Source organism: Sedimentimonas flavescens (assembly GCF_019264375.1).
In the GTDB taxonomy this organism is placed as follows: domain Bacteria; phylum Pseudomonadota; class Alphaproteobacteria; order Rhodobacterales; family Rhodobacteraceae; genus Rhodobacter; species Rhodobacter flavescens.
The window spans coordinates 256508-275166 of the sequence record NZ_JAHVAI010000001.1 but is presented as its reverse complement, the minus strand read 5'-3'; the positions used below and the strand labels follow the sequence as shown (position 1 = coordinate 275166).

The window sequence follows — 18659 nt, the reverse complement described above, 5'->3', positions numbered from 1 at the left end:
CGGCGATGCAAAAGGGGGTAGCGGCGAAAAGCAAGGGGGCCGCGTGGCCCCCTTTTGATCACTCGCGCTTGCCGGCGAAACGGACCTGCCAGTCCTCGCGTTCCTCATCCGTGATCTTGCGGAAGAGAACCTCGGGCGTGGTGAAGGCATGGCCTGCGGGCAGGGCCTCAAGCGCGGCGCGCACATCGGTGGGCCAGCAGCGATCCTCGGTCTGCATGGCAGCAAGCATCGTGTCGGTCGCGTCCGGGATGAAGGGCGCGGAAAGCACCGCGTAAAGCCGGATCAGGTTCAGCGCGAGGCGCGCCTGCGCTGCGGCCTGCTCGGGCTCGGTCTTGAAGACGGTCCAGGGCGCGGCCGATTGCAGGTATTCGTTGCCGGCCACCCAGATCGCGCGCAATTCGGTCGCGGCCTTGCGGACCTCCTTGTCGTCCATGTGGCGCTCATACTCACGCACGCGGGTGGTGAGTTCCGCGATCAGCGCCTCTTCGCGTTCGCCCCAGGTGCCGCCCTCGGGCAGGGCCTCGCCGAATTTCGAGCGGGTGAACTTGGTGATGCGGCTGACGAAGTTGCCCAGAACGTCCGCCAGATCCTTGTTCACCGAGGTCTGGAAGTTCTCCCAGGTGAATTCGCTGTCGGCGCTTTCGGGGGCGTGGCTCAGCAGCCACCAGCGCCAGTAGTCCGAGGGCAGGATCTCGAGCGCCTGATCCATGAACACGCCGCGCCCGCGCGAGGTCGAGAACTGGCCGCCGTCATAGTTCAGGTAGTTGAACGACTTGATGTAATCGACCAGCTTCCAGGGCTCGTCTGAGCCAAGGATCGTCGCCGGGAACGAGAGCGTGTGGAAGGGCACGTTATCCTTGCCCATGAACTGGGTGTAGGTGACGTCCTCGGCGCCCTTGTCGGTGCGCCACCAGCGCGCCCAGTCACCGCCGGTCTTGTCAGCCCATTCCTGCGTTGCCGCGATATATTCGATGGGGGCGTCAAACCAGACGTAGAAGACCTTGCCCTCCATGCCTTGCCACGGTGCGCCGTCGAATTGCGCGGGCACGCCCCAGCTGAGGTCGCGGGTGATGCCGCGGTCTTGCAGCCCGTCACCGTCATTGAGCCATTTCTTGGCGATCGAGGTCGTTAGCACCGGCCAGTCGGCCTTGCTGTCGATCCATTCGGAAAGCTTGTCCTTCATCGCCGACTGGCGCAGGAACAGGTGCTTCGTCTCGCGCATTTCAAGCTCGGTCGAGCCCGAGATCACCGAATGCGGGTTGATCAGATCAACCGGGTCAAGCTGCTTGGTGCAGTTGTCGCACTGATCGCCGCGCGCGCTTTCATAGCCGCAGTTCGGGCAGGTGCCCTCGATATAGCGGTCGGGCAGGAAGCGGCCATCGGCCACCGAATACATCTGCTTTTCGGTGACTTCGCGGATCAGCCCGTTCTCGGCCAGGACGCGGGCGAAATGCTGGGTCAGCGCGCGGTTCTGCGCGCTGGACGAGCGCCCGAAGTGATCGAAGGACAGGCGGAAGCCGCGCGCGATCTCGGCCTGAACGTCATGCATCTCGGCGCAATAGTCGGCGACATCCTTGCCCGCTTTTGCTGCGGCCAGCTCGGCCGGGGTGCCGTGCTCGTCGGTGGCGCAGATGTACATCACCTCATGCCCACGCCCGCGCAGATAGCGCGCGAACAGGTCGGCCGGCAGCTGCGAGCCCACAAGGTTGCCCAGGTGTTTGATGCCGTTGATATAGGGAATTGCCGAGGTGATCAGATGGCGCGCCATTTTCCCGTCCTTTTACCGGTTTTGCGGGGGTTTAGCGCGCTTGGGCGGCCAAGGCCAGAGGCTTCACGGCCCGCTCAGAACGGAATCTGGGTTCCGTCGTAGCTCTCGAAGCATCCCGTCGTGGAAATGTCGAGGGCGGCGAGGCGCGCCGCAAGGCCGCTCACGGATTGTGCCAGGCTGATCTCGGCGCCGGGGCCGCCCATGTCGGTCTTGACCCAGCCAGGGTGATAGATGCCGACCGCGATGCCCTCGGCGCGCAGATCGGTGGCCAGGTTGCGCCCGAGGTTGAGCGCGGCGGCCTTCGAGGCGCGGTAGATATAGCTGCCGCCCGGCGCACGCTCATCCGAACCCATCGCCGAGGAGATGATCGCGATCTTGCCCTTGGCGGCGCGCAGATTGGGCAGCAGGCTCTGGATCGTCAGGAAGACGCCGGTGACATTGGTCGCGAAGGACTGCGACCAGAGCGCGGTGCGATAGCCCGTGTCCAGCGTCTGGCCCTTGTCGGAGTAGATCCCGGCGTTGCACACGAGCAGATCGATCGGCAGCCCGTTCAGCCGCAGCGCAAGCGCCTGATGGCTTTGGGGAAGCGTGACATCCAGCGGCAACAAATCGCCCGAGGGATTGCGCGCGGTGCCGAAGGCAGCCTTTCCGATATCGCGGTAATGCTCCAGCAGCGCGGCGCCGATGCCGCGGCTTGCTCCGGTGATCAGAACGCTCATTACAGTTGCTCCCCTGTGCCGGCCGCATGGTGATTTCCTCCGAAGATGACGCAATCGCTCGGAGGTTCAAGTCAAATCATAGGGTTGCAGGTCAGTTCGTCTTGCGGCGTGGCAGGAAGGGCAGGGGCGCAACGGGGATGCCGTCCTCCAGCAGGGCCTTGGCCTCTTCCAGCTTTGCCTCGCCATGGATGGCGCGCTCGGGCGCGTCGCCGTCATGCATCGCGCGCGCCTCGGCGGCGAAGTTCATCCCGACATAGTCCGAGTTTTCCTCGACATGGCGGCGCATGGCGGCCAGTGCCTGCTCGACCTCGCCCTGCGGCGCGGATAGTGGCGCCTCGGGCTTTTCGCCGGCTTTGCGGGCCGGCTGAACCGAGGGGGCCATCAGCGCCTTGGAGACCTTGGAAGATCCGCAGACCGAGCACGCAACCATGCCCGCGGCCAGAAGCTTGTCGAAAGCCTCGGCCGACTGGAACCAGCTGTCAAAGCTGTGATCGGACTCGCATTTCAGCGTGTAGCGGATCATTGGGCACCTATCGCTATAGGCTACCACATAAGGGATGGGGGCACGAATGCAAGCTAGCCCTGCGCCGAGCCGATCCGCCCGAGCACGCTTTGCGCCAGCCGCGTGGCGCCGTCGGTCGTGCTTAGCGCGCCAAGCGCAAGGGTGGCGGCCTGCGCCATCTGGGCTTGTCGTGCGGCATCCAGGCTGACCAGCGTATCGGCAAGGGTGTCGGGCGTGATCAGGATGGCAGCGCCTGCGGTATCGAGCGCCGCGAAGGCCTCCGCATGGTTCGCGATATCGGGGCCGTGCAGCAAGGCGCAGCCATAGGCCGCGGGCTCGAACGGGGTATGGCCGCCCTTGGGGGCCAGCGTGCCGCCGATCAGGCAGATGCCCGCGCTGGCATACCAATTGGCCATCTCGCCCATGGTATCGGCCAAATAGACCGGCTGCAGTGGCGCCTCGCCTTTCGAGCGTTGCGCGTAGGGCTGCCCGGCGGCCTCGATCGCGCGGGCTACCTCGGGGGCGCGGCGGGGATGGCGCGGCGCGATGATCAGGCGCAGCACAGGGTTCAGCGCGCGCGCCTTGGCGAAGGCGGCCAGGGCGATCTCTTCCTCTTCCTCGTGGGTTGAGGCCGCCAGCACGGTCGCTGCACGCGGCCAATCGAGGCGCTCGCGCGGGGGAGGGGCCGCCACGGCGGTTTTCAGATTCAGCCGCGCCAGCGTGTTGCGGGCCGCAAGACCAAGCGCGCGGAACTCGGCCTCGCTCGCGGCGTCCTGCGCTGAAAGCGCGGTCAGCGACTTCATCAGGCGCGGCCCGAGCCCGATCTTGCGCCAACGCCGTGCCGAGCGGGCCGAGATGCGCGCGCCCACGGCAATGATCGGCACGCCGCGCTCAGCCGTTAGGGTCAGGCGGTTCGGCCACAGTTCATTCTCGACGATGATCAGCGCCTCGGGCTGGAAGCGACCGAGAAACCGCCGCAACATCCAGCGCGCATCCAGCGGTGCAAGCCGTGCCGAGACGCGCGGCAACCCCCAGCCCTGTGCCAGCGCCCGCGCGGTGACGGTGTTCGTGGTGATCAGGATCGCGCTGTGCGACTGCGCCAGCATTGCCTCGATCAGCGGCTTGGCCGAGGCTAGCTCTCCGTTCGAGGCGGCGTGCAGCCAGATCGCCCGCGCGGGGCCATCCGGCCCGCCCCCCAGACGCTCGTTTAGGTCCGACAGGCTTTCCTGACCGCGCAGCACGCGCCACGCCAGCCGCGTCAGCAGCAGCGGCAGGGCAAGGGCAAGAAGCAAGCGATACAGAAACATCGGGTCCGGGGCCTTTGGGTCGCGCCATAATGCGAGGGGGCGGGGGGGATGCAAGGGGGCGCGGCCCATGCTGCGCCTGCATTCGCCCGGTTCTGCAATGGGTGTTTTGCATTATTGTGTGTATGGGGTGCGGTTGCCAACGCGTTATCCATTGTAAAAGTCAAAGCGTCGTCGTTTAACAGATGCGAGCGGGGGAAGCGATGGAGCGTTACGATTACATCGTCGTAGGGGCCGGCAGCGCGGGTTGCGTGCTGGCAAATCGCCTGTCCGAGGATCCGCGCAACCGCGTCCTGCTGCTCGAGGCTGGCGGCAAGGACAATTACCATTGGGTGCACATCCCGGTGGGCTATCTTTACTGCATCGGCAATCCGCGCACCGACTGGGGTTTCAAGACCGAGGCAGACCCGGGCCTGAACGGCCGTTCGCTGATCTATCCGCGCGGGCGGATCTTGGGCGGGTGCTCGTCGATCAATGGCATGATCTACATGCGCGGGCAGGCCCGCGACTATGATCATTGGGCGCAGCTTGGATGCAGCGGCTGGGGCTGGGACGACATCCTGCCGCTGTTTCGCGCACAGGAGGATTTCTACCGCGGCGCGTCGGATCTGCATGGCGCGGGCGGCGCGATCCGGGTTGAGGAGGCGCGCGTGCGGTGGGATGTGCTCGACGCCTTTCTTGCGGCGGCCGAGCAGGCCGGCATTCCGCGCACCGACGATTTCAACCGGGGTGATAATGAGGGCGGCGGGTATTTCCATGTCACGCAGCGGCGCGGCTGGCGCTGGTCGGCCTCAAGCGCGTTTCTCAAGCCCGCGCTTGGCCGCCCGAACCTGCGCGTCATCACCGAGGCGCAGGTCGAACGCCTGCTGATCAGCGAGGGACGCGTGACGGGCGTGCGCTACCAGCGTGACAACGCGCCTTATGAGGTTGAGGCAGGCGAGGTTGTGCTGGCGGCAGGCGCCATCGGCTCGCCGCAGATCCTTGAGCTGTCCGGTATCGGGCGCGGCGATGTGCTGGCAGCGAACGGTATCGCGCCAGTGGCCGAGGTCGAGGGTGTGGGCGAGAACCTGCAAGACCATCTGCAACTGCGCCTGATCTTCAAGGTGAACGGGGTCAAGACGCTCAATACCATGGCGAATTCGCTGTTCGGCAAGGCGATGATCGGGGCGGAATATGCGCTCTTTCGCTCGGGCCCGATGTCGATGTCGCCGAGCCAGGCGGGGATCTTTACCCGCTCCTTCCCTGAGAAGGAGACGGCGGATCTGGAATACCACCTCCAGCCGGTCAGTCTGGATAAGTTTGGCGATGCGGTGCACCCCTTCCCGGCGATGACCGCCAGCGTGTGCAACCTGCGCCCCGAAAGCCGTGGCCATGTCCATCTGCGCGGCCCGGATTTCCGCACGGCGCCTGTGATTGCGCCGAACTACCTGAGCACCGAGGGCGACCGCCGCGTCGCTGCCCGCGCAATCAGCCTGACGCGCGAGATTGCAATGCAGCCCGCATTTGCCCGGTTCTCGCCCGAGGAATACAAGCCCGGTCCCGACTACCGCACCGAGGAAGACCTTGTGCGCGCGGCGGGAGAGATCGGCACGACCATCTTCCACCCGGTCGGCACCTGTCGCATGGGCTCGGACACGGGTGCGGTGGTCGATCCGCGCCTGCGGCTGAAGGCACTGCGGGGGCTGCGCATCGCCGATGCCTCGGTGATGCCCACGATCACCTCGGGCAACACCAATGCGCCCGTGATGATGATCGCCGAGAAGGCCGCGCAGATGATGCTTGAGGACGCGAAAGGCTGAAAGGAAAAGGGCGGGGAGTTCCCCGCCCTTCGTCCTTATCCGGCCGCGATGCGCTTTTCGCGCGCCGTGCGCATGGCTTTGTCGGAGGGCGCGATGAAGCTGTAAAACATCGGCACCACGAACAGCGTGAACATCGTGCCGATGATCAGCCCGGAGAACATAACGATCCCCATCGCCTGACGCGCCGCGGCGCCTGCCCCCTCGGCGATCACCAGCGGGATCACCGCAAGCGCCATCGCGGCGGTGGTCATCAGGATCGGGCGCAGTCGGGTGCGCGCGGCGGCAACGATCGCCGCGCGGCGGGTGGCGCCGTGCTCCTCGCGCTGCTGGTTGGCGAATTCGACCATCAGGATGCCGTGCTTGGTGATCAGCCCGACCAGCGTGATCAGACCCACTTGGCTGTAGATGTTCAGCGTGCCAAGCCCGAGGTTGAGCGGCAGAACCGCTCCGAAAATGGTCAGCGGCACCGACATCATGATGATGAACGGGTCGCGCAGGCTCTCGAACTGGGCCGCCAGCACTAGGTAGATCACCAGCACCGCCGCGCCGAAGGCCAGCAAGATCGTGTTGCCCTGCGTGACCTCAAGCCGTGACTGGCCCGAATAGTCGAGGAAGAAGCCCTCGGGCATGGCCTCGTTGGCGATGCCGACGATCTCGGCCAGACCGTCGCCGGTTGAGACACCGGGCAGCGGCAGTGCCGAAAGCGTGGCAGAGTTGAGCTGGTTGAACTGCTCGATCGCCGCGGCACGCACGCCGGTCTCAATCGTGACCACCGAGGATAGCGGCACCATGTCGCCCGTTGAGGCGCGCACGAAGTAGCTGCCAAGCTGTTCGGGGTTGGAGCGGAACTCCTGCGGGACCTGGGTGATGATGTCATAGCTGTTCGAATCGCGGTCGAACTGCGCGACCGAGCCGCCACCGACAAGCAGCCCGAGCGTGGTGCCGATATCCGAGACCGAAACGTTGAGCGAGGCCGCGCGGTCGCGGTCGATCGTCACGCGCACCTCGGGGGCGTCGAAGCTGAGCGAGTTTTGCACGACGATGAACTTTCCGCTGGCTTGCGCCTTGAGGCGGATTTCCTCGGCCACCTCGGCCACGCGGTCCGCCGGATGGATCGATTGAAGCACGACCGAAATCGGCAACCCGCCGCCCGAGCCGGGCAGGGTGGGCGGGGCGAAGGCAAAGCCCTGCAACCCGGTCGATTGATCCAGCGCTGCCTGAATCTCCGCCTGAATCTCGGCCTGCGAGCGGTCACGCTCGGACCAGTCCTTGAGCGCCCAGATATAGATCCCCTGCGCATCGTCCCCGCCGAAGCCGGCGACCGAGAATTTTGTGCGCACCTCGGGGATATTGTCGGTCAGCGCGCCAACCTCCTCGATATATTTCGAGGTGTAATCCGAGGTCGCGTAGCGCGGCCCGTTCAGGATCGCGAAAAGCGCGCCCTGATCCTCGTCCGGGGCAAGCTCGGTCGAGGTGTTGATGAACATGAAACCCATCACGCCGACAAGAACGCTGACCACCAGCACGGTGATCGAGCGATAGCTGAGCGAGCCGTCCACGCGGCGCTCGTACCAGCCGGCGATGCGCTCGAAAGTGCGATCCACCCAGGCTTGAAAGCCCTTGGCGTGCCCCGAGGTCAGGATGCGGCCCGACATCATCGGCGTGATGGTCAGCGCGATCACACCCGACAGGATCACCGATCCGGCGAGGGTGAAGGCGAATTCCTTGAACAGCGCCCCGGTCAGCCCGCCGGTAAAGGCTAACGGAGAAAGCACGGCGGCCAGCGTGATGGTCATGGCGATCACGGGGCCGGTGATTTCCTTCATCCCCTGCACGGCGGCGGGGATCGGCTTCATGCCGTCCTCGATGTGGCGGTGGATGTTCTCGACCACGACGATGGCGTCGTCGACCACAAGCCCGATGGCCAGCACCATGGCCAGCAGCGTCAGCAGGTTGATTGAATAGCCAAGCGCCAGCAGCACGGCCATCACACCGATCAGCGACAGCGGAATGGTGACCAGCGGCATCAGCACCGAGCGCACCGAGCCGAGGAACAGCAAGATCACGATGACCACGATCACGACGGCCTCGCCGATGGTCTTGAACACTTCCTCGATCGAGGCCGAGATGGTCTCGGTCGAGTCGTAGACCAGCTCGATCTCCATCCCCTCGGGCAGGGTGTCGTTGATCGCGGGCAGTTCGGCCACGACGGCGGCGGCCGTATCGAGCGGGTTGGCCGAGGGCGTCGGGTAGATGCCGATGAAGGTGCCGCCCTGACCGTCGAAGGTCACGATTTCGCCCTCGCCATCCGAGGCCAGTTCGACCTGCGCCACATCGCGCAGTCGCACGACCGCATCGCCATCGGCGCGGATCGGCAGGGCGCCGAAGGCCTCGGGGGTTTGCAGGGTCGATTTCAGCGTGATCGACTGCGTGAAGTATTCATTCTCGGTCTTGCCCGGTGCCGAAAGGAAGTTCGACGCCTGGATCGCGCCCAGAACCTCGGCGGCGGTCACGCCGCGCGCGGCCAGCTTGTTGGGGTCGATCCAGACCCGCATGGCGTAGTTCGAGGCGCCGATCACCTCGATTTCGGCCACGCCGGGGATGGTGGACATCTGCGGCCGGATGACGCGTTCGAGGTACTCGGTCAACTGCTCGGCGGTCATGTTCGGGTTGATCGCCGCAAGATACATCAGCGCGAAGGCCTGGCCCGTGCCCTTGACGATGACCGGATCCTCGGCATCCGAGGGCAGCACGCTGCGCACCTGCTGCACCTTGGCCAGAACCTCGGTCAAGGCCACGTCAGGATTGGCGCCCAGCTTCATGTTCACCGACACGACCGATGCTGAAGGGCGCGAAGACGAGGTCACATAGTCGATATTTTCGGTCGTCGCGACCGCAGCCGCGATGGGTGCGGTGATGAAGCCCTGGATAAGCTCGGGCGCGGCGCCGGGGTAGACGGTGGTGATCGTCACCACGGTTTCGTCCACCTCGGGGTATTGACGCACGGGCAGGGTGAAGAACGCCTGAATGCCCAACAGCAGCATGAAGGCGCCGACCACGGTCGAAAGCACGGGCCGGCGAATGAAGATCTCGGTGAAATGCATCGTGCGCCTCTCAGTTGCCGGCCGGGGCGTCGGCCAGCGTGACCGGCGCGCCCGAGCTGAGGCGGTTCTGCCCGGCGTTGACGACCTTGTCGCCGACGGCAAGCCCCTCCGAGATCTCGACCAGATCGGCACTGCGCCGACCCAGTTTTACGAAGACCTGACGCACGACCAGCGACGGCTCGGCACCCTCGGTCTGCTCCTCGCGCACGACGAAGACGGAATCGCCGTAGAGGGTCGAGGAAACCACCGTCTGCGGCAGGGCGATCACGCCATCCTCGGCCGGAAGATCGACAAGCACCTGAAGGAACTGGCCCGGCGTCAGCTGATCGGCTGCGTTGGGCACGTCCGCGCGGATCGTCACGAGGCGCGAGTTCGGGTCGATCTTGGGCTCGATTCCGACGACAGAGCCGGTCAGGGTCAGATCGCCGACTTCCGAGGTTACGGTGACCGGAAGCCCGGCCTTGACCATCCCGGCCTGCTGCTCAGACAGCGAGAAATCGACACGCATATGGCTACGATCCTGCAAGGTCGCATAGGTGGTTCCGGCGGTGACGAACTGGCCGATCTCGATCTGCGGGATGCCGATGGTGCCGCCGAACGGGGCGGTCAGCTGCTTGGTCTCAAGTGCGGCCGCCAGCTTGGCGACGTTGGAGCGGGCCGCGATTGCCTCGGCCTCGGCAGTGTCGAGCGTCGTCGTGGCCGAAACGCCGCGCTCTAGCAGTTCCTGCGCGCGCTTGAGCGTGATCTCGGCCAGATTCAGCGCGGCCTTGGCGGCGTCCAGATCTGCGCGCTCCTCTCGGTCATCGATCTGAACCAGAACCTGCCCCTTCTCGACCCGATCGTTGGCGGCAAACCGAACCTCACGCACCACGCCCGCGGCTTCCACGGCCAGATCGGTGCCCTGCGCGGCATTGGCGGTGCCGATGGCTGCGATCCCAGGCATCCAGTTTATCGGCACAACCTCGGTCACGGTCACCGGCAGCGGCGCCGGCGCCATGGTGGCAAAGAACTGCGCGATCATTTTCGAGCGGAAAAGGTTGAAACCGACGATCCCGCCACCGACGAGACCAAGCAGCAAAATGGCGATGATAAGGCGCTTGATCATGAGAACTCCGGAACGCGCAGTGTCTATTGGCTTGCCGTAAGGGCAGGAAAATTTCTGAACGAGTGAGTTCAGAATGGGGCTTAAAAGTCAATTACCATTAGGTCAAGATTTGGTGGAGAGAGATCGGAAATCAAGCACGATAGCCAGCACGGTCTGTGCCTGAGCGCACAAAGGGGATTGGCGACTGAGGTTTTTGCAACACCATCGAGCGGTCGAAGCAAGGGAGCCATGCGTTTTTCGCCCTTCCTGCGGCGCCGGAATGCACCCATAAACGCTTGGGAATGCGATCTGATCTTGTTTCGGGGCGCGAAATGGCCGGTTCGCACCGGTACAACAGAAAGCTTCGGATGTTCTTTGACCCACTCTCCCCGTTCTCGCTGACCCTTCAGGCCGCCCGCATCGGAGTGGAGGCGCAGACCATCATCGCGCTGCGACTGGCGGGGATGGCAGGGCTCTGGGGAACGCCCAATTCCGAAGTGCTGCGGATGATCGCCGAAAAGCCGCAAGCCACCGTCGAGGCCGTCGAGGCGGCAACCTGCGCGGTGCTGCGCGGCGAAGGGGCGGGCAAGGCGATGCAGGCCGGAATGCGCGAAATCGGCCGTTACACCTCTAGCAACCTCGCCCGGTTGAGCGAGATGGGTCCGGCTTTCGCGCCTGACCGCGATTAGCATTCCGGTTAAGGCTTCATTAACCTCGATCCGGCAGCATACCCCAAACGGAGGGCTTATGCGGCGCGTGTCTATCTGGATCCTGGCCATGGTGCTTGTGGGGGGCTGCGGAGCCTCGCCCGCGCCGCGGTTCTTTGGCGCCGCGCGCCACGACGTGATGGCGCAGGGGCTACGCTACGCGGTCTTCGTCAAGGGTGACGCGGTCGAGGTGATCCGCCTGGATACCATCAAACGGCAGCATCACGACCGGGCACGGGCAGGGCTGATCGAAGCAGCGGAATCGGTCACCGGCTGCCGGGTCGCGGGGCCGCTTGGCGGATATGCGCGTTCGCCCTCTCTGCCCGGGGACAGCGGCGAGGCGCGCTACCTGATGGATTGTTAAGCACTTGATATCGCGGTGCGCCTGCGACCGACTGCCGCGGACGACCAGTCAGTGCAACTGACTCAGATCAAAGTTCGCATGCATGAAACGTGATTCATCAATATATGAAACGCGCGCTAATGGAGGCTCTTATGTTCCGTCTTTTCGGCATTATCTATGCTCTCGCCGGACCCACGCTTGCCGGCATCATCATCACCGCCGCGCTGACGATGAACAAGTTCGACACGATGACGATGATCTATTCGGCCGCGATCGGCTTTGTCGTTGCCGTTCCCATCGCATGGATCATCGCGAAGCAGATCAACGAGAACGCTTGACCAGCGCCGGAACTCCCGGCCTGCTCCGTTCAATGATCGACCGGCATTATGCCCGTGAATGGAGGCGACTCAAATGGCTGAGGTAAAAGGCTATTCCGCGACGCAGATCGCGTTGCATTGGATCGTAGCGCTGCTGATCGCGGCGCAGTTCCTGCTGAATGACGCGATTGGCGACGCATTCCGCGCGGCCACACGCGGCGAGGAAGTGGGCTTCAATCCGCTTGTCGCGGCGCATGTCTTTGGCGGCATCGCGATCTTTGTTCTGGTTCTGTGGCGGCTTGGGCTGCGCAAGACCCGTGGCGCACCACTGCCGCCCGCCGAAGAGGCGCCGCCGCTTCAACTGCTGGCGAAGCTGACGCATGGCGGGCTTTATCTGCTGATGATCGTTCTTGTGCCCGCAGGCGGCGCGGCCTGGTTTCTTGGCAGCCGCGGCGCGGCCGAAGTGCATGAGGCGCTGACCGGCGTTCTGTTCGTGCTGATCGGCCTGCATGTGGTCGGCGCGCTTTATCATCAGTTCGTCCTCAAGACGAACCTGATGGAGCGGATGAAGCGTCCGGAGGTCTGATCCTCAACCGAGGAAGGCGGCCACGACGGCTTCAAAGGCGCGGGGTTGTTCGGCGTGCAGCCAATGCCCCGCGTTTTCGACCTGCGCGAACTCGGCCTGCGGGAATTGCGCCAGAATGGCGGGTTGATACTCGGGCTTGACGTAATTCGACAAGGCCCCAGACACGAACAGTGCCGGGCCTTCGAAGATACCCGAGGTGCCCGGCCAGCCGAGGATCGTGTCCATCTCGGCGCCCAGAATATCGAGGTTCAGCTTCCAGCGTGGCGGCGTCGCCTTTAGGTCGAGCGATTGCAGCAGGAAGGCACGGGTCGCGGGATCGGGGATCGCCTGGGCCAGCCGCTTGTCGGCCTCGGAGCGTAGCGTAAGATCCTCGACATGCAGAACCTTCATCGCCTGTTGCAGCGCCAGATGCGCGGGGCCGTGGCTGTAGTTGACCGGCGCCATATCGGCAACGACCAGTTTGCGCACCATCTCGGGCCGGGTCAGCGCCAGTTGCATCGCGGCCTTGCCGCCCATCGAATGCCCAAGCACATCGGCGCGCCCGCCGTGCTCGTCGATCACATGCGCGAGGTCGGCGGCCATGTCCTCGTAGGTATGGCTTTCCGTCCAGTAGCTGTCGCCATGGTTACGTTGATCCACGGCGATAACTTCGCGGTCCGCCGAGAGATGCTTGGCGATCACGCCCCAGTTGCGCGCCGAGCCGTAAAGCCCATGCACGATCAGAAGCGGCGGGTGCTCGGTCGGCGAGCCATGAATCTGCAGGTTCAACATGTGTCTTTGCTAACCCGAACGCGTGGCCTCTTCCAGAGGTCTTGTCGCGCGGTTAGCCTGAGCGGGAAGGGGATCAGATGACGCCAGCACAGGTCCAGACCATGATCGCGCATATCTCCGAGCTTCTGGCCGACCGGCTGGGGGCGACGGGGCATAGCCTGTCGCAGCGGCTCGACAGCCGTGCACGGGCGCTGCCGCGCCGTATCCGGCAGGCGGTGCGTGTTCTGGCGACGGCCGAGGGGGTGGCGGCCTCGCCCAAGATGGTGCGCCATCTCGACCTCGATGCGCTTCAGGCCGCCTATGACACCAGCGCGCATTATCTGGAGCATCTGAACGCCGGGCGGCGTTTCTGGGGGCGGGCGCGCGATGCGATCACCTCGACAGTTTTTGGGGTTGCGCTGATGGCGGCGGCGCTTGGTGCGCTGGCGCTGTGGCTGAACTGAGCGCCTCAGCGCCGCGGTCGGCGTTCGAGCGCCGAGCGGCTGACCACTGTCACCGTGACGAAGGCGACGTAGAGCAGCAGATACCACGAACCAAGCTTGCCCCAGTTCACCACATGGCGCCCGGTGTTCCCGGCGTAGAGCCAGGTTCCGCTCAGCGTGCCGACATTCTCGGCAACCGAGAGCGCGAAGCTGGCCAGTAGCGCGGAAAGCGGCATCGGCATCCACCAGCGCCGCTCCGAGATGCAGAAACTGACACGGGTGCGCCCGAAGATCAGCACCGACAGTGCGAAAAGCGCGATGCGGATATCGGGCAGGAAGTGATGCGAGAAGAAGTTCACATAGATCGCGGTCGCGAAGGCAAAGGTGAGCCAGAGCGGCGGGTAGGGCGCAAAGCGCATGTCGAAGATGCGGATCACCCGGGCGATATAGCTGCCGACCGAGGCATACATGAAGCCGGAAAACAGCGGCACGGACAGTATCTTGAACAGCCCTGGCTCGGGGTAGTCCCACGATCCGGCATGGACCTTGAACCACTCCATCGCGGTGCCGGTGAGATGGAAGAGCACGATGACCCGCGCCTCTTCCCAGGTTTCCAGCCCCTTCCACAGGAACACCGCCTGAACCAGAAGCGCGAAGAGAAAGAGCGCGTCATAGCGCGCAATCGGCCAGTCCGGCGACCAGATCGCGCGGGTCAGCAGGATCGCGCCCAGAAGCAGGCCGCCGAACAGGCTTGCCCAACCTTGCTTGAGCACGAACATGACGAACTCGGCCAGGGCGAAGGGAAGCCGCGCACGTGCCCAATCGCCGAGCCTGCGCTCAAGGCGGGTGCTGGCGGGGGCGTGCAGGGACAAGAGAAAAACTCGTGAAAATGCCGAAAAGAAAAGGGGCCGGACGAGCCGGCCCCGAAAGGATCCGATCGGATCACATGCCCGGATAGAGCGGGAACTTGGCGCAGAGTTCGGCCACTTCCTTGCGGACCTCGGCCTCGACCGCGTCGTTGTTCTCTTCGCCATTGGCGGCGAGACCATCCACGACCTTGATGATCATGCGGCCGATCTGGCGGAACTCGGCCTCGCCGAAGCCGCGGGTGGTGCCCGCCGGGGTGCCCAGACGGATGCCCGAGGTCACGGTCGGCTTTTCCGGGTCGAACGGGATGCCGTTCTTGTTGCAGGTGATATGCGCGCGGCCAAGCGCCTTGTCGGTCGCGTTGCCCTTCACGCCTTTCGGGCGCAGGTCCACCAGCATCACATGGGTGTCGGTGCCGCCGGTGACGATGTCGAGGCCACCCTTCATCAGCTCATCCGCCAGCGCCTGAGCGTTGGCGATGACCTGCTTGGCGTAGACCTTGAACTCGGGGCGCAGGGCCTCGCCGAAGGCAACCGCCTTGGCGGCGATGACATGCATCAGCGGACCGCCCTGGATGCCCGGGAAAATGGCCGAGTTGACCTTCTTCGCGATCTCTTCGCTGTTGGTCAGGATCATGCCGCCGCGCGGGCCGCGCAGGGTCTTGTGGGTGGTGGTGGTGGCCACATCCGCATAGGGGAAGGGCGAGGGATGCGCGCCGCCAGCCACGAGGCCCGCAAAGTGCGCCATGTCCACCATCAGGAAGGCGCCGACCGAATCCGCGATTTCACGGAACTTGGCGAAGTCGATCTGGCGCGGAATGGCCGAGCCGCCAGCGATGATCAGCTTGGGCTGGTGTTCCTTGGCGAGGGCAGCGACCTCGTCGTAGTCGATGCGGTTGTCTTGCTGGCGCACGCCGTATTGCACCGCGTTGAACCACTTGCCCGACTGGTTCGGGGCCGCGCCGTGGGTCAGGTGACCGCCCGAGGCGAGGTTCATGCCCAGAATGGTGTCGCCGGGCTTCAGAAGCGCGTTGAACACGCCCTGGTTCGCCTGCGAGCCCGAGTTCGGCTGCACGTTGGCGAATTCACAGCCGAACAGCGCCTTCGCGCGGTCGATAGCCAGGTTTTCCGCCACGTCCACGAACTGGCAGCCGCCATAGTAACGCTTGCCCGGATAGCCCTCGGCGTATTTGTTGGTCATCACCGAGCCCTGGGCCTCCATCACCGCCTTCGAGACGATGTTTTCGGAAGCGATCAGCTCGATCTCGTCGCGCTGGCGGCCAAGCTCGTCGGTGATCGAGTTGAACAGCTCCGGGTCACGGGTGGCGAGGCTTTCGGTGAAGAAGCCGGCATCGCGTTGATCGGTCATGGACGTCTCCTATGGGGAAGTTTGCCGGTCGTTTATCGCAGAAAGAAAGGCTTCGGAAGCGTCCAAAGCGACCAAAAGCCATTTTGGCGCGGCAATTTGGGGCGGCATTGGTGCTTGTGTTTCCGATCGTCGCTTGTCACACCTTTTCCAGAAACAGGGAAAACGCGCGTGAACAGGCCCAACCACATCCATTTCGCCGCATCGAACAGCGAGATTGCGCAAGAGGCGCTGGTCGAACTGACTGGGCGCTACGGGCAGGTGCCGCGCTACGCGGCCGATGTGATCGTGGCTTTGGGCGGCGACGGGTTCATGCTCCAGACCCTGCATGCGGGCACGGGGCTGCCGGTTTACGGGATGAACCGTGGCACCGTGGGCTTTCTGATGAACGATTACGCCCCTGATGAGCTGCCTGACCGGCTGGCCGCCGCCGAAGAGGCGGTGATCCATCCGCTCGCCATGCGCGCGGTCACGGTTGACGGCGTCGTGCATGAGGAACTGGCGATCAATGAGGTTGCGCTGCTGCGTGCGGGCCCGCAGGCGGCCAAGCTGAAGATCTCGATCAACGGCAAGGTGCGGATGGACGAACTGGTTTGCGATGGTGCGATCCTATCGACCCCCGCCGGGTCCACGGCTTACAACTACTCGGCCTATGGTCCGATCCTGCCCATCGGCTCCGAAGTGCTTGCACTGACCGGCATCGCCTCGTTCCGGCCACGGCGCTGGCGCGGCGCGATCCTGCCCGCCTCGGCGGTGGTGCGGTTCGATGTGCTTGAGCCCGACAAGCGCCCGGTGATGGCGGATGCGGATTCGCGTTCGGTCAAGCCGGTGAAATCGGTCGAGATCCGTTCCGAACCCAAGGTCGCCCACCGCATCCTGTTCGATCCGGGGCATGGGCTGGAAGAGCGCCTGATGCGCGAACAATTCGCCTGACAGTCCAGGCAAATGCAAAGGGGGCCGATGATCGGCCCCCTTTGTCGTCTTACTTCGCTGCCGGGAAGCCGAGGGCTTTCAGCGCCTCGGTGATCTCGTCGAGGATCGCCGGATCGTCGATCGTCGCGGGCATCTTGTAGTCTTCGCCATCGGCGATCTTGACCATGGTCGCGCGCAGGATCTTGCCCGAGCGGGTCTTGGGCAGGCGATCCACAACGCTGGCCAGCTTGAAGGCCGCAACCGGGCCGATCTGGTCACGCACGAGGCCCACGCATTCCTTGACGATGGTCTTGTGGTCGCGATCGCAGCCCTTGTTGAGGCACAGGAAGCCAAGCGGCTGCTGTCCCTTGAGGTCGTCGGCAATACCGATCACCGCGCATTCGGCGACATCGGGGTGCGAGGCCAGAACCTCTTCCATCGCGCCGGTCGAGAGGCGGTGGCCCGCGACGTTGATGACGTCATCGGTGCGCGCCATGATGTAGAGGTAGCCGTCCTCGTCCATGTAGCCCGCGTCGCCCGTCTCGTAGTAACCGGGGAAATGCTCGAGGTAGCTCTTCTTGAAGCGCGGCTCGGCGTTCCACAGCGTGGGCAGCGTGCCCGGAGGCAGCGGCAGCTTGATCGCGATGGCGCCCAGCTCGCCCGCCTTGAGCGGATGGCCGCCCTCGTCGAGGACCTGCACGTCATAGCCCGGCATCGGCACCGAGGGCGAACCCACCTTGGTCGGCAGCACTTCAAGTCCGATCGGGTTCGCAGCGATAGCCCAGCCGGTTTCGGTCTGCCACCAGTGGTCGACCACCGGCACGCCGAGGTGCTGCTGCGCCCATTTCACGGTGTCGGGGTCGGCGCGCTCGCCGGCCAGGAACAGGGCCTGAAGGTCATGCAGCTTGTAGCGCTTGATCCACTCGCCGGTCGGGTCTTCGCGCTTGATCGCGCGCAGCGCGGTGGGGGCGGTGAAGAACGACTTGATGCGGTGGTTCTGGATGATGCGCCAGAAGACGCCCGGGTGCGGCGTGCCGACCGGTTTGCCTTCGAAGACGACGGTGGTCGCACCGGCGATCAGCGGGCCGTAGCAGATGTAGGAGTGACCCACGACCCAACCCACGTCCGAGGCCGCCCAGAAGCGGTCGCCCGCCTCGATGTTGTAGATCGCCTTCATCGTCCAGTTCAGCGCGACAAGGTGCCCGCCGGTGTGGCGCACGACGCCCTTGGGCTGGCCCGTGGTGCCCGAGGTGTAGAGGATATAGGCGGGGTGGTTGCCCTCGACCGGAACGCAGTCGGCGGGCTTCACGCCATACTGGAAGCCGTGCCAGTTGAAGTCGCGGCCCTCGATCAGCTTGGCCACTTCCTGCTCGCGCTGGAAGATGACGCAGAACTCGGGCTTGTGCTGGGCCTGTTCGATCGCCGAGTCGAGCAGCGGCTTGTAGTGCACCACGCGGTTCGGCTCGAGCCCGCAGGAAGCTGCGATGATTGCCTTGGGTTCGCAGTCGTCGATACGCACCGCAAGTTCGTTCGCGGCAAAGCCGCCAAACACGACCGAGTGGATCGCGCCAAGGCGGGCACAGGCCAGCATCGCTTCCAGCGCTTCGGGGATCATCGGCATGTAGATGATGACGCGGTCACCCTTCTCGACGCCGCGCATCCGCAGCGCGCCTGCCAGCGAGGCCACGCGGGTTTGCAGTTCCTTGTAGGTGATGCCCTTGGTCGAATGGGTGATCGGGCTTTCGTGCTGGATGGCGATCTGATCGCCGCGACCCGCCAGCACATGGCGGTCAACCGCGTTCCAGCAGGTGTTGACCATGCCGTCTGAGAACCACTCGTAGAGCGGAGCGTTCTCGGCGAACAGTGCCTTCGAGGGTTGCTCGACCCAGTCGATGCCCTCGGCTGCCTGCATCCAGAACCCGTTCGGGTCGGCCTTCCAGGCAGAGTAGATCTCTTTGTATCCCATAGTATGCCTCCTCCAAGCTTGAGAGCTTGTTAGGCAGCCTGAAAGATTCGAGCAAGAATGTTACCGCCCGTCATAATGTGAAGGTGAAAAAAATTTGCAGAATCGTGCCGATTCAGGTGGCAA

17 protein-coding genes are annotated in these 18659 nt (G+C 64.5%); 7 read left to right on the top strand and 10 right to left on the bottom strand.

Annotated features, from left to right (window positions below):
- Positions 1-58: 58 nt before the first annotated feature.
- From metG to KTQ37_RS01430, 4 genes are all read right to left on the bottom strand, one after another.
- A complete protein-coding gene (gene metG / locus KTQ37_RS01445) occupies positions 59-1768 on the bottom strand; it encodes a methionine--tRNA ligase (RefSeq protein ID WP_218628683.1) in 1710 nt (569 codons plus the stop codon).
- A gap of 74 nt (positions 1769-1842) precedes the next feature.
- Positions 1843-2487: an SDR family oxidoreductase gene (locus KTQ37_RS01440; protein WP_218628682.1), complete on the bottom strand. Its 645-nt coding sequence runs from the start codon at positions 2485-2487 to the stop codon at positions 1843-1845.
- 91 nt (positions 2488-2578) lie between these two features.
- On the bottom strand, positions 2579-3010 hold the full coding sequence (locus tag KTQ37_RS01435) for a DUF1178 family protein (protein ID WP_218628681.1): 432 nt from the start codon (positions 3008-3010) through the stop codon (positions 2579-2581).
- A gap of 53 nt (positions 3011-3063) precedes the next feature.
- The gene (locus KTQ37_RS01430) at positions 3064-4296 is read right to left on the bottom strand and encodes a 3-deoxy-D-manno-octulosonic acid transferase (RefSeq protein ID WP_218628680.1); all 1233 of its coding nucleotides are present in this window, start codon (positions 4294-4296) and stop codon (positions 3064-3066) included.
- 200 nt (positions 4297-4496) lie between these two features.
- Between KTQ37_RS01430 and KTQ37_RS01425 the strand changes: the two genes are divergently transcribed.
- Positions 4497-6092: a GMC family oxidoreductase gene (locus KTQ37_RS01425; RefSeq protein ID WP_218628993.1), complete on the top strand. Its 1596-nt coding sequence runs from the start codon at positions 4497-4499 to the stop codon at positions 6090-6092.
- A 35-nt stretch (positions 6093-6127) separates the two neighbouring features.
- Here KTQ37_RS01425 and KTQ37_RS01420 read toward each other — a convergent pair whose 3' ends face one another.
- Both KTQ37_RS01420 and KTQ37_RS01415 read right to left on the bottom strand, forming a co-directional pair.
- Complete coding sequence (locus tag KTQ37_RS01420) at positions 6128-9196, bottom strand: efflux RND transporter permease subunit (RefSeq protein ID WP_218628679.1); 3069 nt, start codon at positions 9194-9196, stop codon at positions 6128-6130.
- 10 nt (positions 9197-9206) lie between these two features.
- Positions 9207-10301, bottom strand: coding sequence for an efflux RND transporter periplasmic adaptor subunit (locus KTQ37_RS01415; protein WP_218628678.1), 1095 nt, complete (start codon positions 10299-10301; stop codon positions 9207-9209).
- Positions 10302-10648: 347 nt separating this feature from the next.
- On the opposite strand from KTQ37_RS01415, the gene KTQ37_RS01410 reads away from it, so the two are divergent.
- The 4 genes from KTQ37_RS01410 (at position 10649) to KTQ37_RS01395 (ending at position 12233) form a co-directional block, all read left to right on the top strand.
- On the top strand, positions 10649-10969 hold the full coding sequence (locus tag KTQ37_RS01410; RefSeq protein ID WP_218628677.1) for a hypothetical protein: 321 nt from the start codon (positions 10649-10651) through the stop codon (positions 10967-10969).
- Between the two features lie 58 nt (positions 10970-11027).
- On the top strand, positions 11028-11351 hold the full coding sequence (locus KTQ37_RS01405) for a hypothetical protein (RefSeq protein WP_218628676.1): 324 nt from the start codon (positions 11028-11030) through the stop codon (positions 11349-11351).
- 131 nt (positions 11352-11482) lie between these two features.
- Positions 11483-11668 (top strand): CTP synthetase, encoded by a 186-nt coding sequence (locus KTQ37_RS01400; RefSeq protein ID WP_218628675.1) that lies wholly within the window; start codon positions 11483-11485, stop codon positions 11666-11668.
- Between the two features lie 73 nt (positions 11669-11741).
- Positions 11742-12233, top strand: a complete 492-nt coding sequence (locus tag KTQ37_RS01395) for a cytochrome b (RefSeq protein ID WP_218628674.1) — start codon at positions 11742-11744, stop codon at positions 12231-12233.
- A gap of 3 nt (positions 12234-12236) precedes the next feature.
- On the opposite strand, the gene KTQ37_RS01390 is transcribed toward KTQ37_RS01395, so the two are convergent.
- Positions 12237-13004 (bottom strand): alpha/beta fold hydrolase, encoded by a 768-nt coding sequence (locus KTQ37_RS01390; protein ID WP_218628673.1) that lies wholly within the window; start codon positions 13002-13004, stop codon positions 12237-12239.
- Between the two features lie 77 nt (positions 13005-13081).
- On the opposite strand from KTQ37_RS01390, the gene KTQ37_RS01385 reads away from it, so the two are divergent.
- Complete coding sequence (locus tag KTQ37_RS01385) at positions 13082-13447, top strand: hypothetical protein (protein WP_218628672.1); 366 nt, start codon at positions 13082-13084, stop codon at positions 13445-13447.
- A gap of 5 nt (positions 13448-13452) precedes the next feature.
- Here KTQ37_RS01385 and KTQ37_RS01380 read toward each other — a convergent pair whose 3' ends face one another.
- Complete coding sequence (locus KTQ37_RS01380; RefSeq protein ID WP_328799679.1) at positions 13453-14298, bottom strand: DUF817 domain-containing protein; 846 nt, start codon at positions 14296-14298, stop codon at positions 13453-13455.
- 70 nt (positions 14299-14368) lie between these two features.
- On the bottom strand, positions 14369-15661 hold the full coding sequence (gene glyA / locus KTQ37_RS01375) for a serine hydroxymethyltransferase (protein WP_218628671.1): 1293 nt from the start codon (positions 15659-15661) through the stop codon (positions 14369-14371).
- 168 nt (positions 15662-15829) lie between these two features.
- Here glyA and KTQ37_RS01370 point away from each other — a divergent pair, with 168 nt between their 5' ends.
- Complete coding sequence (locus tag KTQ37_RS01370) at positions 15830-16591, top strand: NAD kinase (RefSeq protein ID WP_218628670.1); 762 nt, start codon at positions 15830-15832, stop codon at positions 16589-16591.
- Between the two features lie 49 nt (positions 16592-16640).
- Here KTQ37_RS01370 and KTQ37_RS01365 read toward each other — a convergent pair whose 3' ends face one another.
- Entirely contained in the window at positions 16641-18536 is a 1896-nt protein-coding gene (locus tag KTQ37_RS01365) for a propionyl-CoA synthetase (RefSeq protein WP_218628669.1), read from the bottom strand.
- Between the last annotated feature and the right edge of the window lie 123 nt (positions 18537-18659).

Coding starts and splice junctions, on each gene's coding strand:
- metG (WP_218628683.1), bottom strand. CDS start 1,768: ATGGCGCGCCATCTGATCACCTCGGCAATTCCCTATATCAACGGCATC.
- KTQ37_RS01440 (WP_218628682.1), bottom strand. CDS start 2,487: ATGAGCGTTCTGATCACCGGAGCAAGCCGCGGCATCGGCGCCGCGCTG.
- KTQ37_RS01435 (WP_218628681.1), bottom strand. CDS start 3,010: ATGATCCGCTACACGCTGAAATGCGAGTCCGATCACAGCTTTGACAGC.
- KTQ37_RS01430 (WP_218628680.1), bottom strand. CDS start 4,296: ATGTTTCTGTATCGCTTGCTTCTTGCCCTTGCCCTGCCGCTGCTGCTG.
- KTQ37_RS01425 (WP_218628993.1), top strand. CDS start 4,497: ATGGAGCGTTACGATTACATCGTCGTAGGGGCCGGCAGCGCGGGTTGC.
- KTQ37_RS01420 (WP_218628679.1), bottom strand. CDS start 9,196: ATGCATTTCACCGAGATCTTCATTCGCCGGCCCGTGCTTTCGACCGTG.
- KTQ37_RS01415 (WP_218628678.1), bottom strand. CDS start 10,301: ATGATCAAGCGCCTTATCATCGCCATTTTGCTGCTTGGTCTCGTCGGT.
- KTQ37_RS01410 (WP_218628677.1), top strand. CDS start 10,649: ATGTTCTTTGACCCACTCTCCCCGTTCTCGCTGACCCTTCAGGCCGCC.
- KTQ37_RS01405 (WP_218628676.1), top strand. CDS start 11,028: ATGCGGCGCGTGTCTATCTGGATCCTGGCCATGGTGCTTGTGGGGGGC.
- KTQ37_RS01400 (WP_218628675.1), top strand. CDS start 11,483: ATGTTCCGTCTTTTCGGCATTATCTATGCTCTCGCCGGACCCACGCTT.
- KTQ37_RS01395 (WP_218628674.1), top strand. CDS start 11,742: ATGGCTGAGGTAAAAGGCTATTCCGCGACGCAGATCGCGTTGCATTGG.
- KTQ37_RS01390 (WP_218628673.1), bottom strand. CDS start 13,004: ATGTTGAACCTGCAGATTCATGGCTCGCCGACCGAGCACCCGCCGCTT.
- KTQ37_RS01385 (WP_218628672.1), top strand. CDS start 13,082: ATGACGCCAGCACAGGTCCAGACCATGATCGCGCATATCTCCGAGCTT.
- glyA (WP_218628671.1), bottom strand. CDS start 15,661: ATGACCGATCAACGCGATGCCGGCTTCTTCACCGAAAGCCTCGCCACC.
- KTQ37_RS01365 (WP_218628669.1), bottom strand. CDS start 18,536: ATGGGATACAAAGAGATCTACTCTGCCTGGAAGGCCGACCCGAACGGG.